Origin of the sequence: Dankookia sp. P2, assembly GCF_050632255.1 — a bacterium.
In the GTDB taxonomy this organism is placed as follows: Bacteria; Pseudomonadota; Alphaproteobacteria; order Acetobacterales; family Acetobacteraceae; genus Paracraurococcus.
In genome coordinates, this window is the sequence record NZ_CP192581.1 from 353716 (window position 1) to 367472 (window position 13757).

General features: G+C 73.7%; 14 protein-coding genes and 2 pseudogenes. 10 read left to right on the top strand and 6 right to left on the bottom strand.

The features are described from left to right. Window positions 1-13 precede the first annotated feature (13 nt). Together ACQ86J_RS02015 and ACQ86J_RS02020 are read left to right on the top strand one after the other, a co-directional pair. On the top strand, window positions 14-802 hold the full coding sequence (locus tag ACQ86J_RS02015) for a hypothetical protein (RefSeq protein WP_431269819.1): 789 nt from the start codon (window positions 14-16) through the stop codon (window positions 800-802). Beyond that, complete coding sequence (locus ACQ86J_RS02020) at window positions 766-2430, top strand: ATP-binding protein (RefSeq protein WP_431269820.1); 1665 nt, start codon at window positions 766-768, stop codon at window positions 2428-2430. The genes ACQ86J_RS02015 and ACQ86J_RS02020 overlap by 37 nt, the downstream gene beginning before the upstream one ends. 76 nt (window positions 2431-2506) lie before the next feature. On the opposite strand, the gene ACQ86J_RS02025 is transcribed toward ACQ86J_RS02020, so the two are convergent. Next, a complete protein-coding gene (locus tag ACQ86J_RS02025; RefSeq protein WP_431269821.1) occupies window positions 2507-3424 on the bottom strand; it encodes a DMT family transporter in 918 nt (305 codons plus the stop codon). Between the two features lie 48 nt (window positions 3425-3472). On the opposite strand from ACQ86J_RS02025, the gene ACQ86J_RS02030 reads away from it, so the two are divergent. The 3 genes and pseudogenes from ACQ86J_RS02030 (at window position 3473) to metC (ending at window position 6883) form a co-directional block, all read left to right on the top strand. Next, a complete protein-coding gene (locus tag ACQ86J_RS02030) occupies window positions 3473-4834 on the top strand; it encodes an alanine--tRNA ligase-related protein (RefSeq protein WP_431269822.1) in 1362 nt (453 codons plus the stop codon). Between the two features lie 3 nt (window positions 4835-4837). After that, window positions 4838-5683: a sulfurtransferase gene (locus tag ACQ86J_RS02035; protein ID WP_431269823.1), complete on the top strand. Its 846-nt coding sequence runs from the start codon at window positions 4838-4840 to the stop codon at window positions 5681-5683. Next, window positions 5683-6883: pseudogene (gene metC, locus ACQ86J_RS02040) on the top strand (cystathionine beta-lyase). The gene ACQ86J_RS02035 and the pseudogene metC overlap by 1 nt, the downstream one beginning before the upstream one ends. On the opposite strand, the gene ACQ86J_RS02045 reads toward metC, so the two are convergent. From ACQ86J_RS02045 to ACQ86J_RS02065, 5 genes are all read right to left on the bottom strand, one after another. Continuing rightward, window positions 6873-7373 carry a GNAT family N-acetyltransferase gene (locus tag ACQ86J_RS02045; RefSeq protein ID WP_431269824.1) on the bottom strand — a complete coding sequence of 167 codons (501 nt, stop codon included), beginning with the start codon at window positions 7371-7373 and terminating at the stop codon, window positions 6873-6875. The pseudogene metC and the gene ACQ86J_RS02045 sit on opposite strands and share 11 nt — an antisense overlap. Next, window positions 7370-7642, bottom strand: coding sequence for a YMGG-like glycine zipper-containing protein (locus ACQ86J_RS02050; protein ID WP_431269825.1), 273 nt, complete (start codon window positions 7640-7642; stop codon window positions 7370-7372). Before ACQ86J_RS02050 ends, ACQ86J_RS02045 begins: the two co-directional genes overlap by 4 nt. A 17-nt stretch (window positions 7643-7659) precedes the next feature. Further along, window positions 7660-8079: a Rap1a/Tai family immunity protein gene (locus ACQ86J_RS02055; protein WP_431269826.1), complete on the bottom strand. Its 420-nt coding sequence runs from the start codon at window positions 8077-8079 to the stop codon at window positions 7660-7662. Between the two features lie 152 nt (window positions 8080-8231). Beyond that, entirely contained in the window at window positions 8232-8843 is a 612-nt protein-coding gene (locus tag ACQ86J_RS02060; protein WP_431269827.1) for a transposase, read from the bottom strand. A gap of 152 nt (window positions 8844-8995) precedes the next feature. Beyond that, window positions 8996-9487: a Fur family transcriptional regulator gene (locus ACQ86J_RS02065; RefSeq protein WP_431269828.1), complete on the bottom strand. Its 492-nt coding sequence runs from the start codon at window positions 9485-9487 to the stop codon at window positions 8996-8998. Between the two features lie 39 nt (window positions 9488-9526). On the opposite strand from ACQ86J_RS02065, the gene hisI reads away from it, so the two are divergent. From hisI to lpxB, 5 genes and pseudogenes are all read left to right on the top strand, one after another. Continuing rightward, entirely contained in the window at window positions 9527-9955 is a 429-nt protein-coding gene (hisI, locus tag ACQ86J_RS02070; protein ID WP_431269829.1) for a phosphoribosyl-AMP cyclohydrolase, read from the top strand. Beyond that, window positions 9952-11085, top strand: a complete 1134-nt coding sequence (locus tag ACQ86J_RS02075; protein WP_431269830.1) for a CobW family GTP-binding protein — start codon at window positions 9952-9954, stop codon at window positions 11083-11085. The genes hisI and ACQ86J_RS02075 overlap by 4 nt, the downstream gene beginning before the upstream one ends. Next, window positions 11082-11681 carry a GNAT family N-acetyltransferase gene (locus ACQ86J_RS02080; protein WP_431269831.1) on the top strand — a complete coding sequence of 200 codons (600 nt, stop codon included), beginning with the start codon at window positions 11082-11084 and terminating at the stop codon, window positions 11679-11681. Before ACQ86J_RS02075 ends, ACQ86J_RS02080 begins: the two co-directional genes overlap by 4 nt. Then, complete coding sequence (locus tag ACQ86J_RS02085; protein ID WP_431269832.1) at window positions 11678-12559, top strand: carbon-nitrogen hydrolase family protein; 882 nt, start codon at window positions 11678-11680, stop codon at window positions 12557-12559. Before ACQ86J_RS02080 ends, ACQ86J_RS02085 begins: the two co-directional genes overlap by 4 nt. Beyond that, a pseudogene (gene lpxB, locus ACQ86J_RS02090) lies at window positions 12556-13739 on the top strand (lipid-A-disaccharide synthase). Before ACQ86J_RS02085 ends, lpxB begins: the two are co-directional and overlap by 4 nt. Window positions 13740-13757 lie beyond the last annotated feature (18 nt).

A 13757-nucleotide genomic window follows, 5' to 3' on the forward strand; every position in this document is an offset into this window, starting at 1 on the left:
TTATGTCCCCGCGATGCGCGAAGCCTCCACCGCCCATGACCAGGCCGCCTTCCCACCCGCGCCGACCACGGGTGGCGGCTGGCGCCTGCGGCCCGGCGGCATGCGGCTCTCGACCCGGCTCATCCTCATCATCGCCACCTCCCTGCTGCCGATCCTGGCCATGCAGGTGGCCATCGCCTGGAGCCAATGGGCGGAGCGCAAGGCGCAGCTCGCCGACCTGACCATCCAGCAGGCCCAGCTCCTCGCCGGCAACCTGGACGGCATCGCCCAGGGCGCCCGCATCCTGCTCGGCACGGCGACCGAGAGCCAGGAGGTGCGGCGGCTGGAGCCGGGCTGCGACCGGCAGCTCGCCCGGCTGCGGCGCCATGCGCCGGGCTATGCCTTCATCGCCCTGGTCGATGCGGCCGGGCAGATCGCCTGCGCCTCCGACCCCAGCCTCGCGGCGCAGGATGCCGGCGCCGGTTGGGTCGCCGCCGCCCGCGCCGCCACCGAATTCGGCGCCGGCCGCTTCGCCCGCACCGCCGGCAGCCCGGACGGGGTGCTGCCCTTCTACCTGCCCTTCACCGCCGATGCGCCGGCCGGCGGCGGCACGCTGGTCGCAGCGCTCGAGCTCGGCTGGCTTGAACAGGCGCTGCAGCGGATGAAGCGGGACGGCTCGCCCTTCGTCGCCTCCTCCGTGCTGACCCTGGCCGATGCGGATGGGATCATCCTGGCCCGCGACCAGCGGCATGCGGATTTCGTCGGGCGGCCCTTCCCCCCGCCGCCATGTCGCTGCTGCAGAGCCAGGTCCCGGGCAACCTGAGGCTGCGCAGCATCGACGGGACCGAACGGCTGGTCGGCTATTCGCCGCCGACACGGCAGAATCATGGCGTCGCCGCGGTGGTCGGCTTCGAGGAGCAGGAGCTGCTGCGCGACATCAAGCGGGCGCTGCTGCGCGGCGTGCTGATTGTCGGCGGCGGCAGCCTGCTGGCGCTCGGCATGACGCTGCTGGTCGCCCGGCGCTTCATCGCCGCGCCGACCGACGCTTTGCTCCAGGCCGCCCGCCGCTGGCGCGCCGGCGACCTCGCGGCACGCGCCCCCGGGGCCGCCCGGCATTCCGAGTTCGGCCAGCTCGCCGGCGCCTTCAACCGCATGGCGGTCGCCTTGCAGCAGCGGGAGGAGGAGCTGCGCCACCACGCCCAGCTGCTGGAGGACCGCGTCGCCGACCGCACCCAGGCGCTGCGCGAGGCGAATGCAAGGCTGGAGGCCGAGATCCTCGAGCGCCGCAACACCCAGACGGCGCTGCTGCAGGCGCAGAAGCTGCAGGCGGTCGGCCAGCTCGCCGGCGGCATCGCGCACGACTTCAACAACGTCCTGCAGGCGGTGCTCGGCGGCGTCGCGCTGATCGCCAAGCGGGCCGGCGACCCGGCCGCGGTGGCGCGGCTGACCGGGATGGTCGAGGAAGCGGCGCAGCGCGGCCAGTCGATCACCCGCCGGCTGCTCGCCTTCTCCCGGCGGGAGGAGCTGCGGGCCGACCGGCTCGATGTCGGCGCCCTGCTCGTCGGGCTGCGGGAGGTGCTGGCGGCGACGCTCGGCGCCGCGATCCGGGTGGAGGTCGAGGCGCCGCCGGCCCTGCCGCCTGTCTTCGCCGATCGCGGCCAGCTGGAGACGGTGCTGGTCAACCTGGCGACCAATGCGCGCGACGCCATGGAAAAGGGCGGCCGGCTGACCCTGCTGGCCGAGCCGGTGACGGTCGCCGCCGGCGACCCGGGCGGCCTGGCCACCGGCGACTACATCCGCGTCACGGTGGCCGATACCGGCGCGGGGATGGATGCCGAGACGCTGGCCCGGGCGGGCGAGCCCTTCTTCACCACCAAGCCGGTCGGCCGCGGCACCGGCCTCGGCCTTGCCATGGCGCGCAGCTTCGCCGAGGGCTCGGGCGGGCGGATGACGATCGCCAGCAAGCCCGGCTGCGGCACGCGCATCACACTCTGGCTGCCGGCCATGGCCGTGGCGGCGGAGCCGGCGGCCCCCGTCCCGGCACCCCGCCCCGGCGCGCTGCCTGCGCGCTGCGCCCGGGTGCTGCTGGTGGACGACGAGCCGGTGGTGCGCGAGGTGCTGGCGACCCAGCTGGCCGATGCCGGCTACAAGGTGACCGAGGCAGGGGACGGCGCCGCCGCCCTGGCCCTGCTGGCCGGGGGCCTGGCCTGCGACATCCTGGTCTCCGACCTGGCGATGGAAGGGATCGACGGCGTCACCCTGATCCGCGAGGCCCGGCGCGCACGGCCCGCCCTGCCGGCCATCCTGGTCACCGGCTATGCCGGCGATGCGGCGGCGCTGGCAGTTGGCCAGCGGGTCGAGGGCAGCTTCACCCTGCTGCGCAAGCCGGTCACCGGCGCGCAGCTGGCCGACCAAGTCGCGGCGCTGCTGGGCTGGCGGGAGACGGTGTAGACCAGGACGGTGGGATCTCCTCCGGAAACGGCAAGCGGCAGCGGCGCCGCGTTCATCCTTGTACGCAGGCCCCGGGTCAGCGGCGCAAGCCCAGGCTGACCTCGCGCCGCCAGATATAAAGCCCGCTGGCCACCAGCACGGCGATCCCGGCGACATCCCAGCCATCCGGCAGCTCCGCCCAGAAGGCCACGCCCAGCGTGCTGGTCCAGAGGATGGCGGAATACTCGAAGGGCGCCAGCAGCGTCGCCTCGCCGCGCCGGTAACCCTCGGTCATCATCACCTGCGCCGCGGCCGAGATCACCCCGATCGCCACCAGGAAGGCCCATTGCCCCGCGCTCGGCCAACTCCAGCCGGGCAGGCTGGCCAAGCCCGAGAGCAGCGCGGCGCCGAGGGCGAACCAGACCACGATGGCGACATTCCCCTCCCCCGCATCGCCCATGCGGCGGATGGTGATCATCGCCAGCGCCCAGGCCAGGGCGCCTGCGAGCACCGCCAGCAGCCCGCCGACATCCGCCCCAGCGGCGCCGCCCGGCAAGGTCATCAGCAGCACCCCGCCGAAGCCGGCGAGCACCGCCGCGCCGCGGCGCGGCCCGACCCGCTCGCCCAGCAGCGGAATCGACAGCAGCGTCAGGAACAGCGGCATGGTGAAGCCGAGCGCGGTCACGGTGGCCAGCGGCAGCACCGTCAGCCCGTAGAAGCTGGCGACCATGCCGCCGAGCCCGGCCGCCAGCCGCAGCGCGTGCAGCCCGGGGTGGCGCGTGCGCAGCGCGGCCAGGCCGCCGGCCCGCCAGAGCAGCGGCAGCAGCACGAGCACGGCGAAGAAGTTGCGGCAGAGCACCACCTGCGCCAGCGGCACCTGGCCGCCCAGCGCCTTCACGCAGGCCCCGGCGAGGGAGAACAGGAAGGCCGCGCCGAGGATCATCAGCACCGCGCGACGGCGGGACGCGGCGTTCTTCGCCGCCCCGGTGAGGGAGGCGACGGGGGCTTCGGGCATTCTCGGTCCATGGACGGCGTTGGGGGCGGAGGGTAGGGTCGCCGCCGCATGAAAGCCAGACCAGCGAAGGCGCCGCCGATCCCGGCGCATCCCGGCGTGACGGTGCTGGAGGACGAGGTCGTCTGGGACGGCCGCTTCCCGCTGCAGCGCGTCCGCTTCACCTATGCCCGCTTCGACGGCAGCCAGTCCGGCGAGCTGGTCTGGGAGCTGTGGCGCCGGCATGCCGGCGTCGCCGTGCTGCCCTACGACCCCGTCGCCGATTCCGTGGCGCTGATCGAGCAATTCCGCCTGCCGGCGCTGGCCGCCGGGCTCGACCCGATCATGGTCGAATGCCCGGCCGGGCTGCAGGAGATCGGGGAGGCGCCGGAGCAGGTGGCGGTGCGGGAGACGCTGGAGGAGACCGGCCTCAGCCCCGACCGGTTCGAGCTGATCTGCCGCACCATGCTGATGCAGGGCGGCTGCGACGAGACGATGCACTACTACGCCGCCCGCGTGCGGCTGCCCGAGCCGGGCGCGGGCGGCGAATATGGCTTGCTCGACGAGCACGAGAATACCCGCGTCCTGGTGGTGCCGGCCGAGCAGGCCTTCGCCATGCTCGATGCCAACCAGAATCATGAATGCGACGGCGATGGTCTGCCTCTGGTGGCTGCGGCATCACCGGGCGCGGCTGCGACAGGAATGGGCGTGATGCCGACCGAACTGCTCTATCGTGACGACGCCTATGCACGGGAGGCGACGGCGACCGTGCTCGCCGCCGGCCCCGAGGGCGTGCTGCTGGACCGCACCCCCTTCTATGCCCAGGCCGGCGGCCAGCCCGGCGATGCCGGCTGGCTGCGCTGGGAGGGCGGCGAGATGCCGGTCAACAAGGCGGTGAAGGGCGAGGCCGACACCGTGCTGCACCTGCCCGCCGAGGGTGCGGCGCTGCCGCCCGTCGGCGCCACCGTCACCGCCGCGCTCGACTGGGCGCCGCGGCACCGGCACATGCGGATGCACACCGCGCTGCACCTGCTCTGCAGCCTGATCCCAGGCGCCGGTGTCACCGGCGGGCAGATCGGCGCCGAGCGCTCGCGGCTCGACTTCGACCTCGCCGCGCCGCCGACCAAGGAATGGCTGACCGAGCGGCTGAACGCCCTGGTCGCCGAGGACCATGCGGTGGGCGAGCGCTGGATCAGCGAGGCGGAGCTGGACGAGAACCCGTCCCTGGTGCGGACCCTGTCCGTCCAGCCGCCGCGCGGCGCCGGGCGCATCCGCCTGGTGCGCATCGGCGCCGAGGACGCGCCGGTCGACCTGCAGCCCTGCGGCGGCACCCATGTGCGCGCGACGGCGGAGATCGGCCGGGTCGAGGTCACCAAGCTCGAAAACAAGGGCAAGCAGAATCGCAGGGTCTACCTGGTTCTGGCGGGGGAATAGGCGATGGACGATCTGGTCAGCACGGAATGGCTCGCGGGCGAGCTCGGCAAGCCCGACCTCCTGGTCTTCGACGCGACGAAATTCCTCCCGAACGAGAACCAGGACGGCCGCGCCAATTTCGCCGCGGCGCACATCCCCGGCGCCGGCTACTTCGACATCGACGTGGTCGCCGACCCCGACAACAGCCTGCCGCACATGATCCCGACCGCGGCGCGGTTCGAGACGCTGATGGGCGCGCTCGGCGTCTCCAACACGACGCGCGTGGTCTTCTACGACCAGAAGGGCTTGGCCTCCGCCGCGCGCGGCTGGTGGCTGATGCGGCTCTTCGGGCACCATCACGCCGCGGTCCTCGACGGCGGCTTCCCGAAATGGGTGAAGGAGGGCCGCGCGACCGAGGCCGGCCCGCCCGCCAGCCCGGCGCCCGGCCACTTCGTCGCCGATTTCGAGGCCGAGCGGGTCCGCGGCATCGGCGACGTGAAGCGGATCGTCCGCCAGGGCGGCGGCGGCGCGCTGATCCTCGACGCGCGCGCCAAGGGCCGCTTCGACGGCACCGCGCCGGAGCCCCGCCCCGGCCTGCCCTCCGGCCACATGCCCGGCGCCGCCAGCTTGCCGTTCAACCTGCTGCTCAATGCCGACCAGACGATGAAGGACAAGGCCGCGCTGCATGCGATCTTCGCCGCGGCCGGCGTCACCGCCGAACGCCCCGTCGTCACCTCCTGCGGCACCGGCGTGACCGCCTGCATCCTGGCGCTTGGCCTGCTCCAGGCGGGCTTCCCGGAGCCGGCCGTGTATGATGGGTCCTGGACCGAATGGGCCTCCCGCCCCGAGACACCGAAGGTGCACAGCTGATGCCGGATGATCACGCGCCCAAGACCAAGTCCTACGGCTTCTCCACCCGGATGAGCCATGCAGGCCGCGCCGGCACGCATGTGCATGGCTTCGTCAATCCCGGCATCCATCGCGGCTCGACCGTGCTCTTCCCGATCGCGAGGCGCGGCGCGACGGCGCCAAGCATCGGTTCGAGCAGTTCATGACCTATGGCACGCAGGGGGGCCGACCCACTACGCGCTGGAGGACGTGATCGCCGAGATCGAGGGCGGCACGCGCGCCCTGATCCTCGGCACCGGCCTGGCCGCCGTCGCGGTGCCGCTGCTGGCCTGGCTGAAGGCGGGCGACCATTGCCTGATGCCGGACAGCGCCTATGGCCCGGCCCGCAACATCTGCGACGGGCTGCTGAAGGGCTGGGGCATCGAGACCACCTATTACGACCCGACGGTGGACGAGGCCGGGATGGCGGCGCTGATCCGCCCCAACACCAAGGTCGTCTACACCGAGAGCCCCGGCAGCCACACCTTCGAGGTGCAGGACATCCCCGCCATCGCCCGCGCCGCGCATGCGCGCGGGGCCAAGGTGATGATGGACAATACCTGGGGCATCCATCACTTCATGCCCTTCCGGCACGGCGTCGACGTCTCGATCCAGGCGCTGACGAAGTATGTCGGCGGGCATTCCGACGTGCTGCTCGGCAGCGTGACGGTCAACTCCGAGGAGGACTGGAAGACGCTCCGCGCCGCCGGCTCGCAGCTCGGCCAGTATGCCTCCCCCGATGATTGCTGGCTGGCGCTGCGCGGCGTGCGGACCATGAATGTCCGCCTCAAGCGGCAGGAGGCCAGCGGGCTCGAGGTGGCGCGCTGGCTGTCCGCGCGGCCCGAGGTGCTGCGGGTGATGCACCCGGCGCTGCCGGAGCACCCCCAGCATGCCTTGTGGAAGCGCGACTTCACCGGGTCCTGCAGCCTGTTCGGCGTGGTCTTCCAGCCGCAGTACCGCATCGAGGACGTGTACCGCTTCATCAACAGCCTGGCGCTCTTCGGCATCGGCGCCAGCTGGGGCGGCTTCGAGAGCCTGGCGATCGCCACCACCGGCAACATCACCCGCACCGCCGGCACCGGCGACTTCGGCGGGCCGATGGCCCGCATCCATGTCGGCCTTGAGGACCCGGCCGACCTGATCGCCGACCTCGAACAGGGCCTCGCCCGCCTCAGAGGCTGAGCCCCAGCCGGCGTTCCGTCACCGGCCGGCCCCATTGCTGGCCGGTGACCTCCTCCTCCAGCACGAAGCCGGCCTCGGCATAGAGCCGCTCGGCCGCCGGCAGGCCGGCGAGGGTCCAGAGGAAGACCCGGGCGAAGCCCGCGGCGCGGGCATGGTCGAGCGCCTCGGACAGCAGGCGCCGGCCGAGCCCGCCACCGCGCAGCCCGGCATCCAGGATGAACCAGCGGAGATGCGCGGTGCCGGCGGGCAGGCCGGCCTCCCCGCCATCCAGCGCGATCGAGCCCAGCACCGCGCCGTCCTCGGCCAGCATGGCGCGGAACAGGTCGCGCGCCGGGTCGAGCCGGCCGAGGAATTCGCCGAGGTCGCGCGCCACCTTGGCCTCGAACACCGCGCCGAAGCCGTGGCTGGCGGCGTAGTGCCGCGCATGCAGCGCGGCGATGTCGCCGACGGCGCCCGGCACCCATTCAGATACCAGGCGCCACCCGCTCATCGGTGGGACGCGCGCCCCTGCTGGTAGCCCTGCTCGTAGGCGCGCTGCTGCGACTGCTTGCTCTGGTCGAAGAGGTAGCCGCCGCCGGCGCCCGCCGCGCCGCCGATCAGAGCGCCGAGCCCGGCATTGCCGGCCATCGCGCCGATGAGCGCGCCGCCCGCGGCACCCGCCGCGCCGCCGGTCAGCGTCCGCTGCTGGGTCGAGTTCATGTCGGCGCACCCCGCCAGGCCAAGCGCGAGCAGGGCGGGGAGGAGGATGGTCTTTCGCATGGTCGTCGCCTTCCCGTTCAACGCTTCGCCGCGCGGCCGGCCGGCTTCGTCGCCGGGCAGGGCCAGGTCTCCCCGGCGAAGCGCGACAGCCCGTCCACCGCCTTCTCCGCCGCATATTGCGGATGCGCACGGGCCCAGGCGACGAAGGCGCTGCGCGCCTGCTCCAGGGTCGGTTCCGGCGTCGGCAGGCAGAAGAGCGACTTCGGCCCGCTGCCGGCATCGGCGACCGAGCGGTGGTACTGCCCGGCGCCGACGATGAAGCCGTGGCACCAGTTCAGCGCCGCCGTCTGCATCGGGTCCTGCGGGCCGGCGCCGCAGAGCGCGGCCAGGTCGCCGGTGCGGCCGCCGCGGAAATCCTGTTCCGTCACCTGCGCCATGGCCGGCGCGGCGAGCAGCCCGGCGCCCAGCGCCATGGCGAGCAGCCTTTCTAGCCTCATCTATGTCCTCCCCTGGCGCGGAACGGCGCCACGGCGGCATGAGACACCGGATGCCCGGGCGGCCGCAACCAATCGGTTCCGATCGGAATCCGGGTTTCGGATAAAGCCGCGGCCCGGCCCGGCATCCGGCAAGGCCCGGCGGCGGTCCCGGGTCATGCGGGTGCCCAGCGGCGATGCCAGGGCTTGCCCTCGAAGAAGCGGATCACCCGGAGCCAGGTCCGCATCTCCTTCTGCGGGAACTCCTCGACCGGGCGGCGGCGGAAGGGCTCCAGCCAGGCCGAGACCATGGCGTTCACCCGGGCCAGGGCGGCGGGGCGGCGCAGGTAGATCGGCCAGACCGGCAGCGCGGTGAGCAGGCCGACGGCGTTCACCGCGGCGGCGCCCTCCTGGCCGAGGATGCGCATGGCGCGGCGGGCGGCGCGGCAGATGAAGTACTCGATCCGCCGCAGGGCGGGCGGGGCGGCCCGGTTGGCGCAGGCGCCGACCAGCCGGAGCCAGAGGCCCGCATGCGCCAGGCGGCGGAAGTGGCGGCTGACGGTGTCGGGTTTGCCGTATTCCTCCGGCAGGCTGTGCCAGGGCAGGCCGGAGACGGCGACCTGGAACATGCCGTCGATCCGCTGGCGGGCATCGCGCAGCGGCCGGCCCTCGCCCATGACAACGGTGCGGAGATGCGGCAGCACCTCCGCCCATTCGGCGTCGGTCATCGGCGCCCAGGCGCGGCGGGGGGTGTAGCGGCGGCCGGGGACGGGGGGCGGAAGCGGCATCGGCGGGGAGCTCCGTGGCCAGCGAAATGACGGAGCACATTATAGGATATTTATCCTTTTCACAAGCAAAACATCGATCTCAGCCTGCCGACTCGAGGTGTCCAGAGGCCTTTCGGCCTCTGGCGGGGGTCCAGGGGGCGGCGCCCCCTGGCCTACCCGGCCGCCGCTGCGCGGCGCGCGCAGACCCCCTCCACCTCCACCGTCGCCTTGCGCGGCTCGAACCCCGCGGCCCGCGCCGCCCGGGCCAAGGCCAGCGCCACGCCGGGGTCGCTGACCTCGGCGGTTGCGCCGCAGCGGTTGCAGATCAGGAACTGGTGCGGGTGGTCATGCGCCTCGCCGCAGCCGCAGTCGTCCGGGTGGTCCAGCGCGTCGGCGCAGCCGATGAAGGCGCCGAGCCGTTCGACCTTGTGGATCAGCCCCTGCTCCACCAGGAAGTCGAGCGCCCGGTAGACCGTGGGCGGCGCCGCCCCGGCCCGGCTGGCCTTCAGCCGGTCGAGCAGCGCATAGGCGCCGACCGGCGCCTCCGCCTCGAGCACCAGCCGCAGCACCTCCCGCCGCAGGGCGGTGAGCTGGGCGCCGCGCCGGGCGCAGAGGGCGGCGGCGCGGTCGAGGCTGAGCTCCGGCGCGGTCGCGGCGACGGGCATGCATTTCTCCATCGGGGCCATCCACCCATATAATGCGGCATGACCGCCACCACCACGAACCCGATCATTGCCGACCCCGCCATCCGGGCGCGGCTGCTGGACGCCATCCGCTTCGACCCGCGCGGCCTGGTGCCCTGCATCGCCCAGCAGCACGACACGGGGGAGGTGCTGATGATGGCCTGGATGAACCGGGAGGCCGCCGAGGAGACGCTGGCGACCGGCCGGGTCTGCTACTTCTCTCGCAGCCGCGGCGGGCTCTGGCGGAAGGGCGAGACCTCCGGGCAGCAACAGAGACTGGTGGAGCTGCGGCTGGATTGCGACGGCGACACCCTGCTGGCGCTGGTCGACCAGACCGGCGTCGCCTGCCATACCGGCCGGCGCAACTGCTTCTTCCTGGCGCTGCGCGACGGCGCGCTGGCGGAGATCGCCGCCCCCGAGGTCTCGCCCGAGGAGCTCTACGGCCGATGAGCGACGCAGCCTCCGCCGGCGTCCCGCCGCGCCCCGAGCCGGTGCCCGTCACCGTCCTGACCGGCTTCCTCGGCTCCGGCAAGACCACGCTGCTGAACAAGCTGCTGCGCCACCCGGCGCTGGCCGACACCGCCGTGCTGATCAACGAGTTCGGCGAGATCGGGCTCGACCATCTGCTGGTGGAACGCCTCGACGGCGACACCGTGCTGCTGAATGCGGGCTGCCTCTGCTGCACCGTGCGCGGCGACCTGGTGAAAGCATTGCGCGACCTCGCGGTGCGGATCGAGCGGGGCCATGCGATCCGCCGGGTGGTGGTGGAGACGACGGGCCTCGCCGACCCGGCGCCGATCCTGCAGACGTTGATGAGCGACCCGCTGGTGCTCTACCGCTACCGGCTGGACGGGGTGGTGACGCTGGTCGATGCGGCGACCGGCGCGGCGACGCTGGATGCCCAGGTCGAGGCGGTGAAGCAGGTTGCGGTGGCCGACCGGCTGGTGCTGACCAAGACCGACCTGGCGACGCCGGAGCAGGTCAGCGCGCTCTGGTCCCGGCTGCGCGCGCTGAACCCGGGCGCGCCGCTGCTGAACGCCCTGCATGGCGAGATCGAGCCCGAGGCGCTGCTGGATTGCGGCCTCTATGACGCGACGCGGAAGCACCCGGATGTCCGCCGCTGGCTGGATGCCGAGGCCTGGGCGCAGGGACATGACCACCATCACCACCACCACGACGCCAACCGCCACGATGCCCGCATCCACAGCTTCTGCCTGACCTTCGACCAGCCCCTGCCCTGGGACGGCCTCGCGACCTGGCTCGAGGTGCTGACCATGACCCGCGGCGAGAGCGTGCTGCGGATCAAGGGCATCCTGAACCTCGAGGGCGAGGACCGGCCGGTCGCCATCCATGGCGTCCAGCACCTGTTCCACCCGCCGGTGAAGCTGGCGGCCTGGCCCGAAGGCGACGACCGGCGCTCGCGGCTGGTCTTCATCCTGCGCGACCTCGACCGGGCGACGGTGGAGAAGGGCCTGCGCGCCTTCGCCGAGAGCGCCTCGTCAGCAGGCGGCGATCGGCGCCGGCCCGGGATGAGCGGCCCTTTGCACCCGGCGCCGCGCCCGCCTATCTCGGGGCGATGACACCCCCTCCCCTCCGGCTGGAAACGCTCTCGGGCGAGGCGCTGCGCGCCGCGCTGCCTGGCCTGTCGCGGCTGCGCCTCGCGGTTTTTGCCGAGTGGCCCTACCTCTACCAGGGCGATGCGGCGCATGAGGCGCGCTATGTCGCCGCCTATGCCGAGGATCCCGGGGCGGCGGTGGTGGTGGCCTTCGACGGCGACGCGCCGGTCGGCATGGCGACCTGCCAGCCGATGGAGACCGCTGGCGGGCCGGTCCCCGGCGCCTTCCGCGCCCGCGGGCTCGACCCCGCCCGTATCTGCTATTTCGGCGAGAGCGTGCTGCTGCCGGCCTATCGCGGCCGCGGCGCCGGGGTCGGCTTCTTCGCCGCGCGGGAAGCGCATGCCCGCCGCCTCGGCCTCACGGAGGCCGCCTTCTGCGCCGTGGTGCGCAACCCGAACGACCCGCGCCGGCCGCCGGGCCATGTCCCGCTCGATGGCTTCTGGCGCAGGCGCGGCTATGCCCCGCGCCCCGACCTCTCCTGCGTCTTCCACTGGCGCGAGACCGGGGACGACCGGGAGACGCCGCATGTGCTGTCCTTCTGGCTGAAGGCGCTGGCATGACGGCGCTCCGCCTCGGGGCGCTGGCCTGGCCGGTGGAGCCGACCGCGGATGTCGCCCGCTTCGCCGCCAAGCTCGACCACTGGCTTGGCCAGGCGGCGGGGCGGGCCGACCTGGTGCTGCTGCCCGAATATGCCTGCGTCGAGCTGGGCCCGGCGCTGGCCGGCAGCACGGCCCCGGACGAGGCCACCGAGCTGCGCGCCATGGTCGCGGCCGCGCCGGCGGTGCTGGAGGCGATGCGCGCGGCCGCGCGGCGGCACGGGCTCTGGCTGCAGCCGGGCAGCCTGCCGATGCGGCAGGGCGATGCCGTGGTGAACCGGGCGCCGTTGATCGCCCCGGACGGCCGGCTCGCCTTCCAGGACAAGGGCATGATGACCCGCTTCGAGGCCGAGCGCTGGGGCGTCTCCGCCGGCGCCGGGCCGCAGGTCTTCGAAACGCCCTGGGGGCTGCTCGGCATCTCGGTCTGCTACGATCTCGGATTCCCCAAGCATGTCCGCGCCCAGGTCGAGGCGGGCGCCTGGCTGGTGCTGGTGCCGACCTGCACCGACACGCTGCACGGCTTCAACCGGGTGCGCTTCTCCTGCCAGGCCAGGGCGCTGGAGAACCAGTGCTTCGTCGCGGTGGCGCCGACCGTGGGGGACGCCCCCTGGTCCGCCGCGCTGGATGCGAATCGCGGCCAGGCCGCGGTCTTCGGCCCGGTCGATCGCGGCTTCCCGGAGGACGGGGTGCTGGCGGCGGGGCCGATGGATGCGCCGGGCTGGTGCTTCTGCACGCTCGATCCGGCGCGGATCGAGGCGGTGCGGCGCGACGGCGCCGTGCTGAACCACCGCGACTGGCCGCGCGCCCCGCTGCCGAGACCAGGCGTCGCGGTCTTCGCGTGAGCCTTGTCTACCTCCTCGCCGGCGAGGCCTCCGGCGACGTGCTCGGCGCCCGGCTGATCGCCGCCCTGCGGCGCCGCGCCGCGGGCCTGGAATTCGCCGGCGTCGGCGGCGAGCGCATGGCGGAACAGGGGTGGAGAGCCTCTTCCCGATGCGCGAGCTGTCGCTGATGGGGCTGCTCGAGGTGCTGCCGAACCTGCGCCGGCTGGCCCGGCGCCTGGACCAGGCGGAGGCCGACATCCTTTCCCGCCGGCCGGCGGTGCTGGTGACCATCGATGCGCCGAGCTTCACCCTGCGGCTGGCGGAGCGGCTGCGGCCGCGCGGCATCCGCGTGGTGCACTACGTCGCCCCGCAGGTCTGGGCCTGGCGGCCGGGCCGGGTCCGCAAGATCGCCCGCCGGGTGGACCGGATCCTCGCCCTGCTGCCCTTCGAGGCGCCCTTCTTCGAGGCGGCCGGCATCCCGGTCACCTTCGTCGGCCATCCGGTGCTGGAGAGCGGCGCCGATGCCGGCGATGCCGCCCGCTTCCGCGCCGCGCATGGGCTGGGCCCGGCCGACCGGCCGGTCATCGTCATGCCCGGCAGCCGGCGCGGCGAGATCCGCCGGCTGCTCGGGCCCTTCGGGGAGGCGCTGCGGCTGGCCGCGGCCGGGATTCCCGGCCTCCGCCCGGTGCTGCCGGTCGCCGGGCAGGTCGAGGCCGCGGTGCGCGAGGGCACGGCGCACTGGCCGGTGCCGCCGATCCTGGTGACCACCCTGGCCGAGAAGCACGACGCCTATGCCGCGGTGGCGCAGTCCGGCGGCGCGGGGTTGATCAAGTCCGGCACCTCCAGCCTCGAGATGGCGGTGGCCGGGATCCCGCACGTGGTGGGCTACAAGGCCAACCCCGTCACCGCCGAGATCGTCCGCCGGCTGATCAAGGTGCGCTACGTCTCGCTGGTGAACCTGCTGGCCGGGCGGGAGCTGGCGCCGGAGCGGCTGCAGCAGGACTGCACCCCGGCGGCGCTCGCCACCGCGCTGCTGCGGCTGCTGCGCGACCCGGCGGCGGCCGCGGCGCAGCGGGAAGGCTTCGCGGCGGTGCGCGCCCTGCTGCGGGCGCCGGAGGGGCTGCCGAGCGAGGCGGCGGCGGTGGCGGTGCTGGCGGAGATCCGGCAGGCCTGCCGCGCCGCGGACCACGCCCCCACCTGAGCCCGGCCCGCCACTGGA

Bases quoted from the DNA above. Each gene is read 5' to 3' on its own strand.
- ACQ86J_RS02015 (WP_431269819.1), top strand. From the start codon at position 14: ATGCGCGAAGCCTCCACCGCCCATGACCAGGCCGCCTTCCCACCCGCG.
- ACQ86J_RS02020 (WP_431269820.1), top strand. From the start codon at position 766: ATGTCGCTGCTGCAGAGCCAGGTCCCGGGCAACCTGAGGCTGCGCAGC.
- ACQ86J_RS02025 (WP_431269821.1), bottom strand. From the start codon at position 3,424: ATGCCCGAAGCCCCCGTCGCCTCCCTCACCGGGGCGGCGAAGAACGCC.
- ACQ86J_RS02030 (WP_431269822.1), top strand. From the start codon at position 3,473: ATGAAAGCCAGACCAGCGAAGGCGCCGCCGATCCCGGCGCATCCCGGC.
- ACQ86J_RS02035 (WP_431269823.1), top strand. From the start codon at position 4,838: ATGGACGATCTGGTCAGCACGGAATGGCTCGCGGGCGAGCTCGGCAAG.
- ACQ86J_RS02045 (WP_431269824.1), bottom strand. From the start codon at position 7,373: ATGAGCGGGTGGCGCCTGGTATCTGAATGGGTGCCGGGCGCCGTCGGC.
- ACQ86J_RS02050 (WP_431269825.1), bottom strand. From the start codon at position 7,642: ATGCGAAAGACCATCCTCCTCCCCGCCCTGCTCGCGCTTGGCCTGGCG.
- ACQ86J_RS02055 (WP_431269826.1), bottom strand. From the start codon at position 8,079: ATGAGGCTAGAAAGGCTGCTCGCCATGGCGCTGGGCGCCGGGCTGCTC.
- ACQ86J_RS02060 (WP_431269827.1), bottom strand. From the start codon at position 8,843: ATGCCGCTTCCGCCCCCCGTCCCCGGCCGCCGCTACACCCCCCGCCGC.
- ACQ86J_RS02065 (WP_431269828.1), bottom strand. From the start codon at position 9,487: ATGCCCGTCGCCGCGACCGCGCCGGAGCTCAGCCTCGACCGCGCCGCC.
- hisI (WP_431269829.1), top strand. From the start codon at position 9,527: ATGACCGCCACCACCACGAACCCGATCATTGCCGACCCCGCCATCCGG.
- ACQ86J_RS02075 (WP_431269830.1), top strand. From the start codon at position 9,952: ATGAGCGACGCAGCCTCCGCCGGCGTCCCGCCGCGCCCCGAGCCGGTG.
- ACQ86J_RS02080 (WP_431269831.1), top strand. From the start codon at position 11,082: ATGACACCCCCTCCCCTCCGGCTGGAAACGCTCTCGGGCGAGGCGCTG.
- ACQ86J_RS02085 (WP_431269832.1), top strand. From the start codon at position 11,678: ATGACGGCGCTCCGCCTCGGGGCGCTGGCCTGGCCGGTGGAGCCGACC.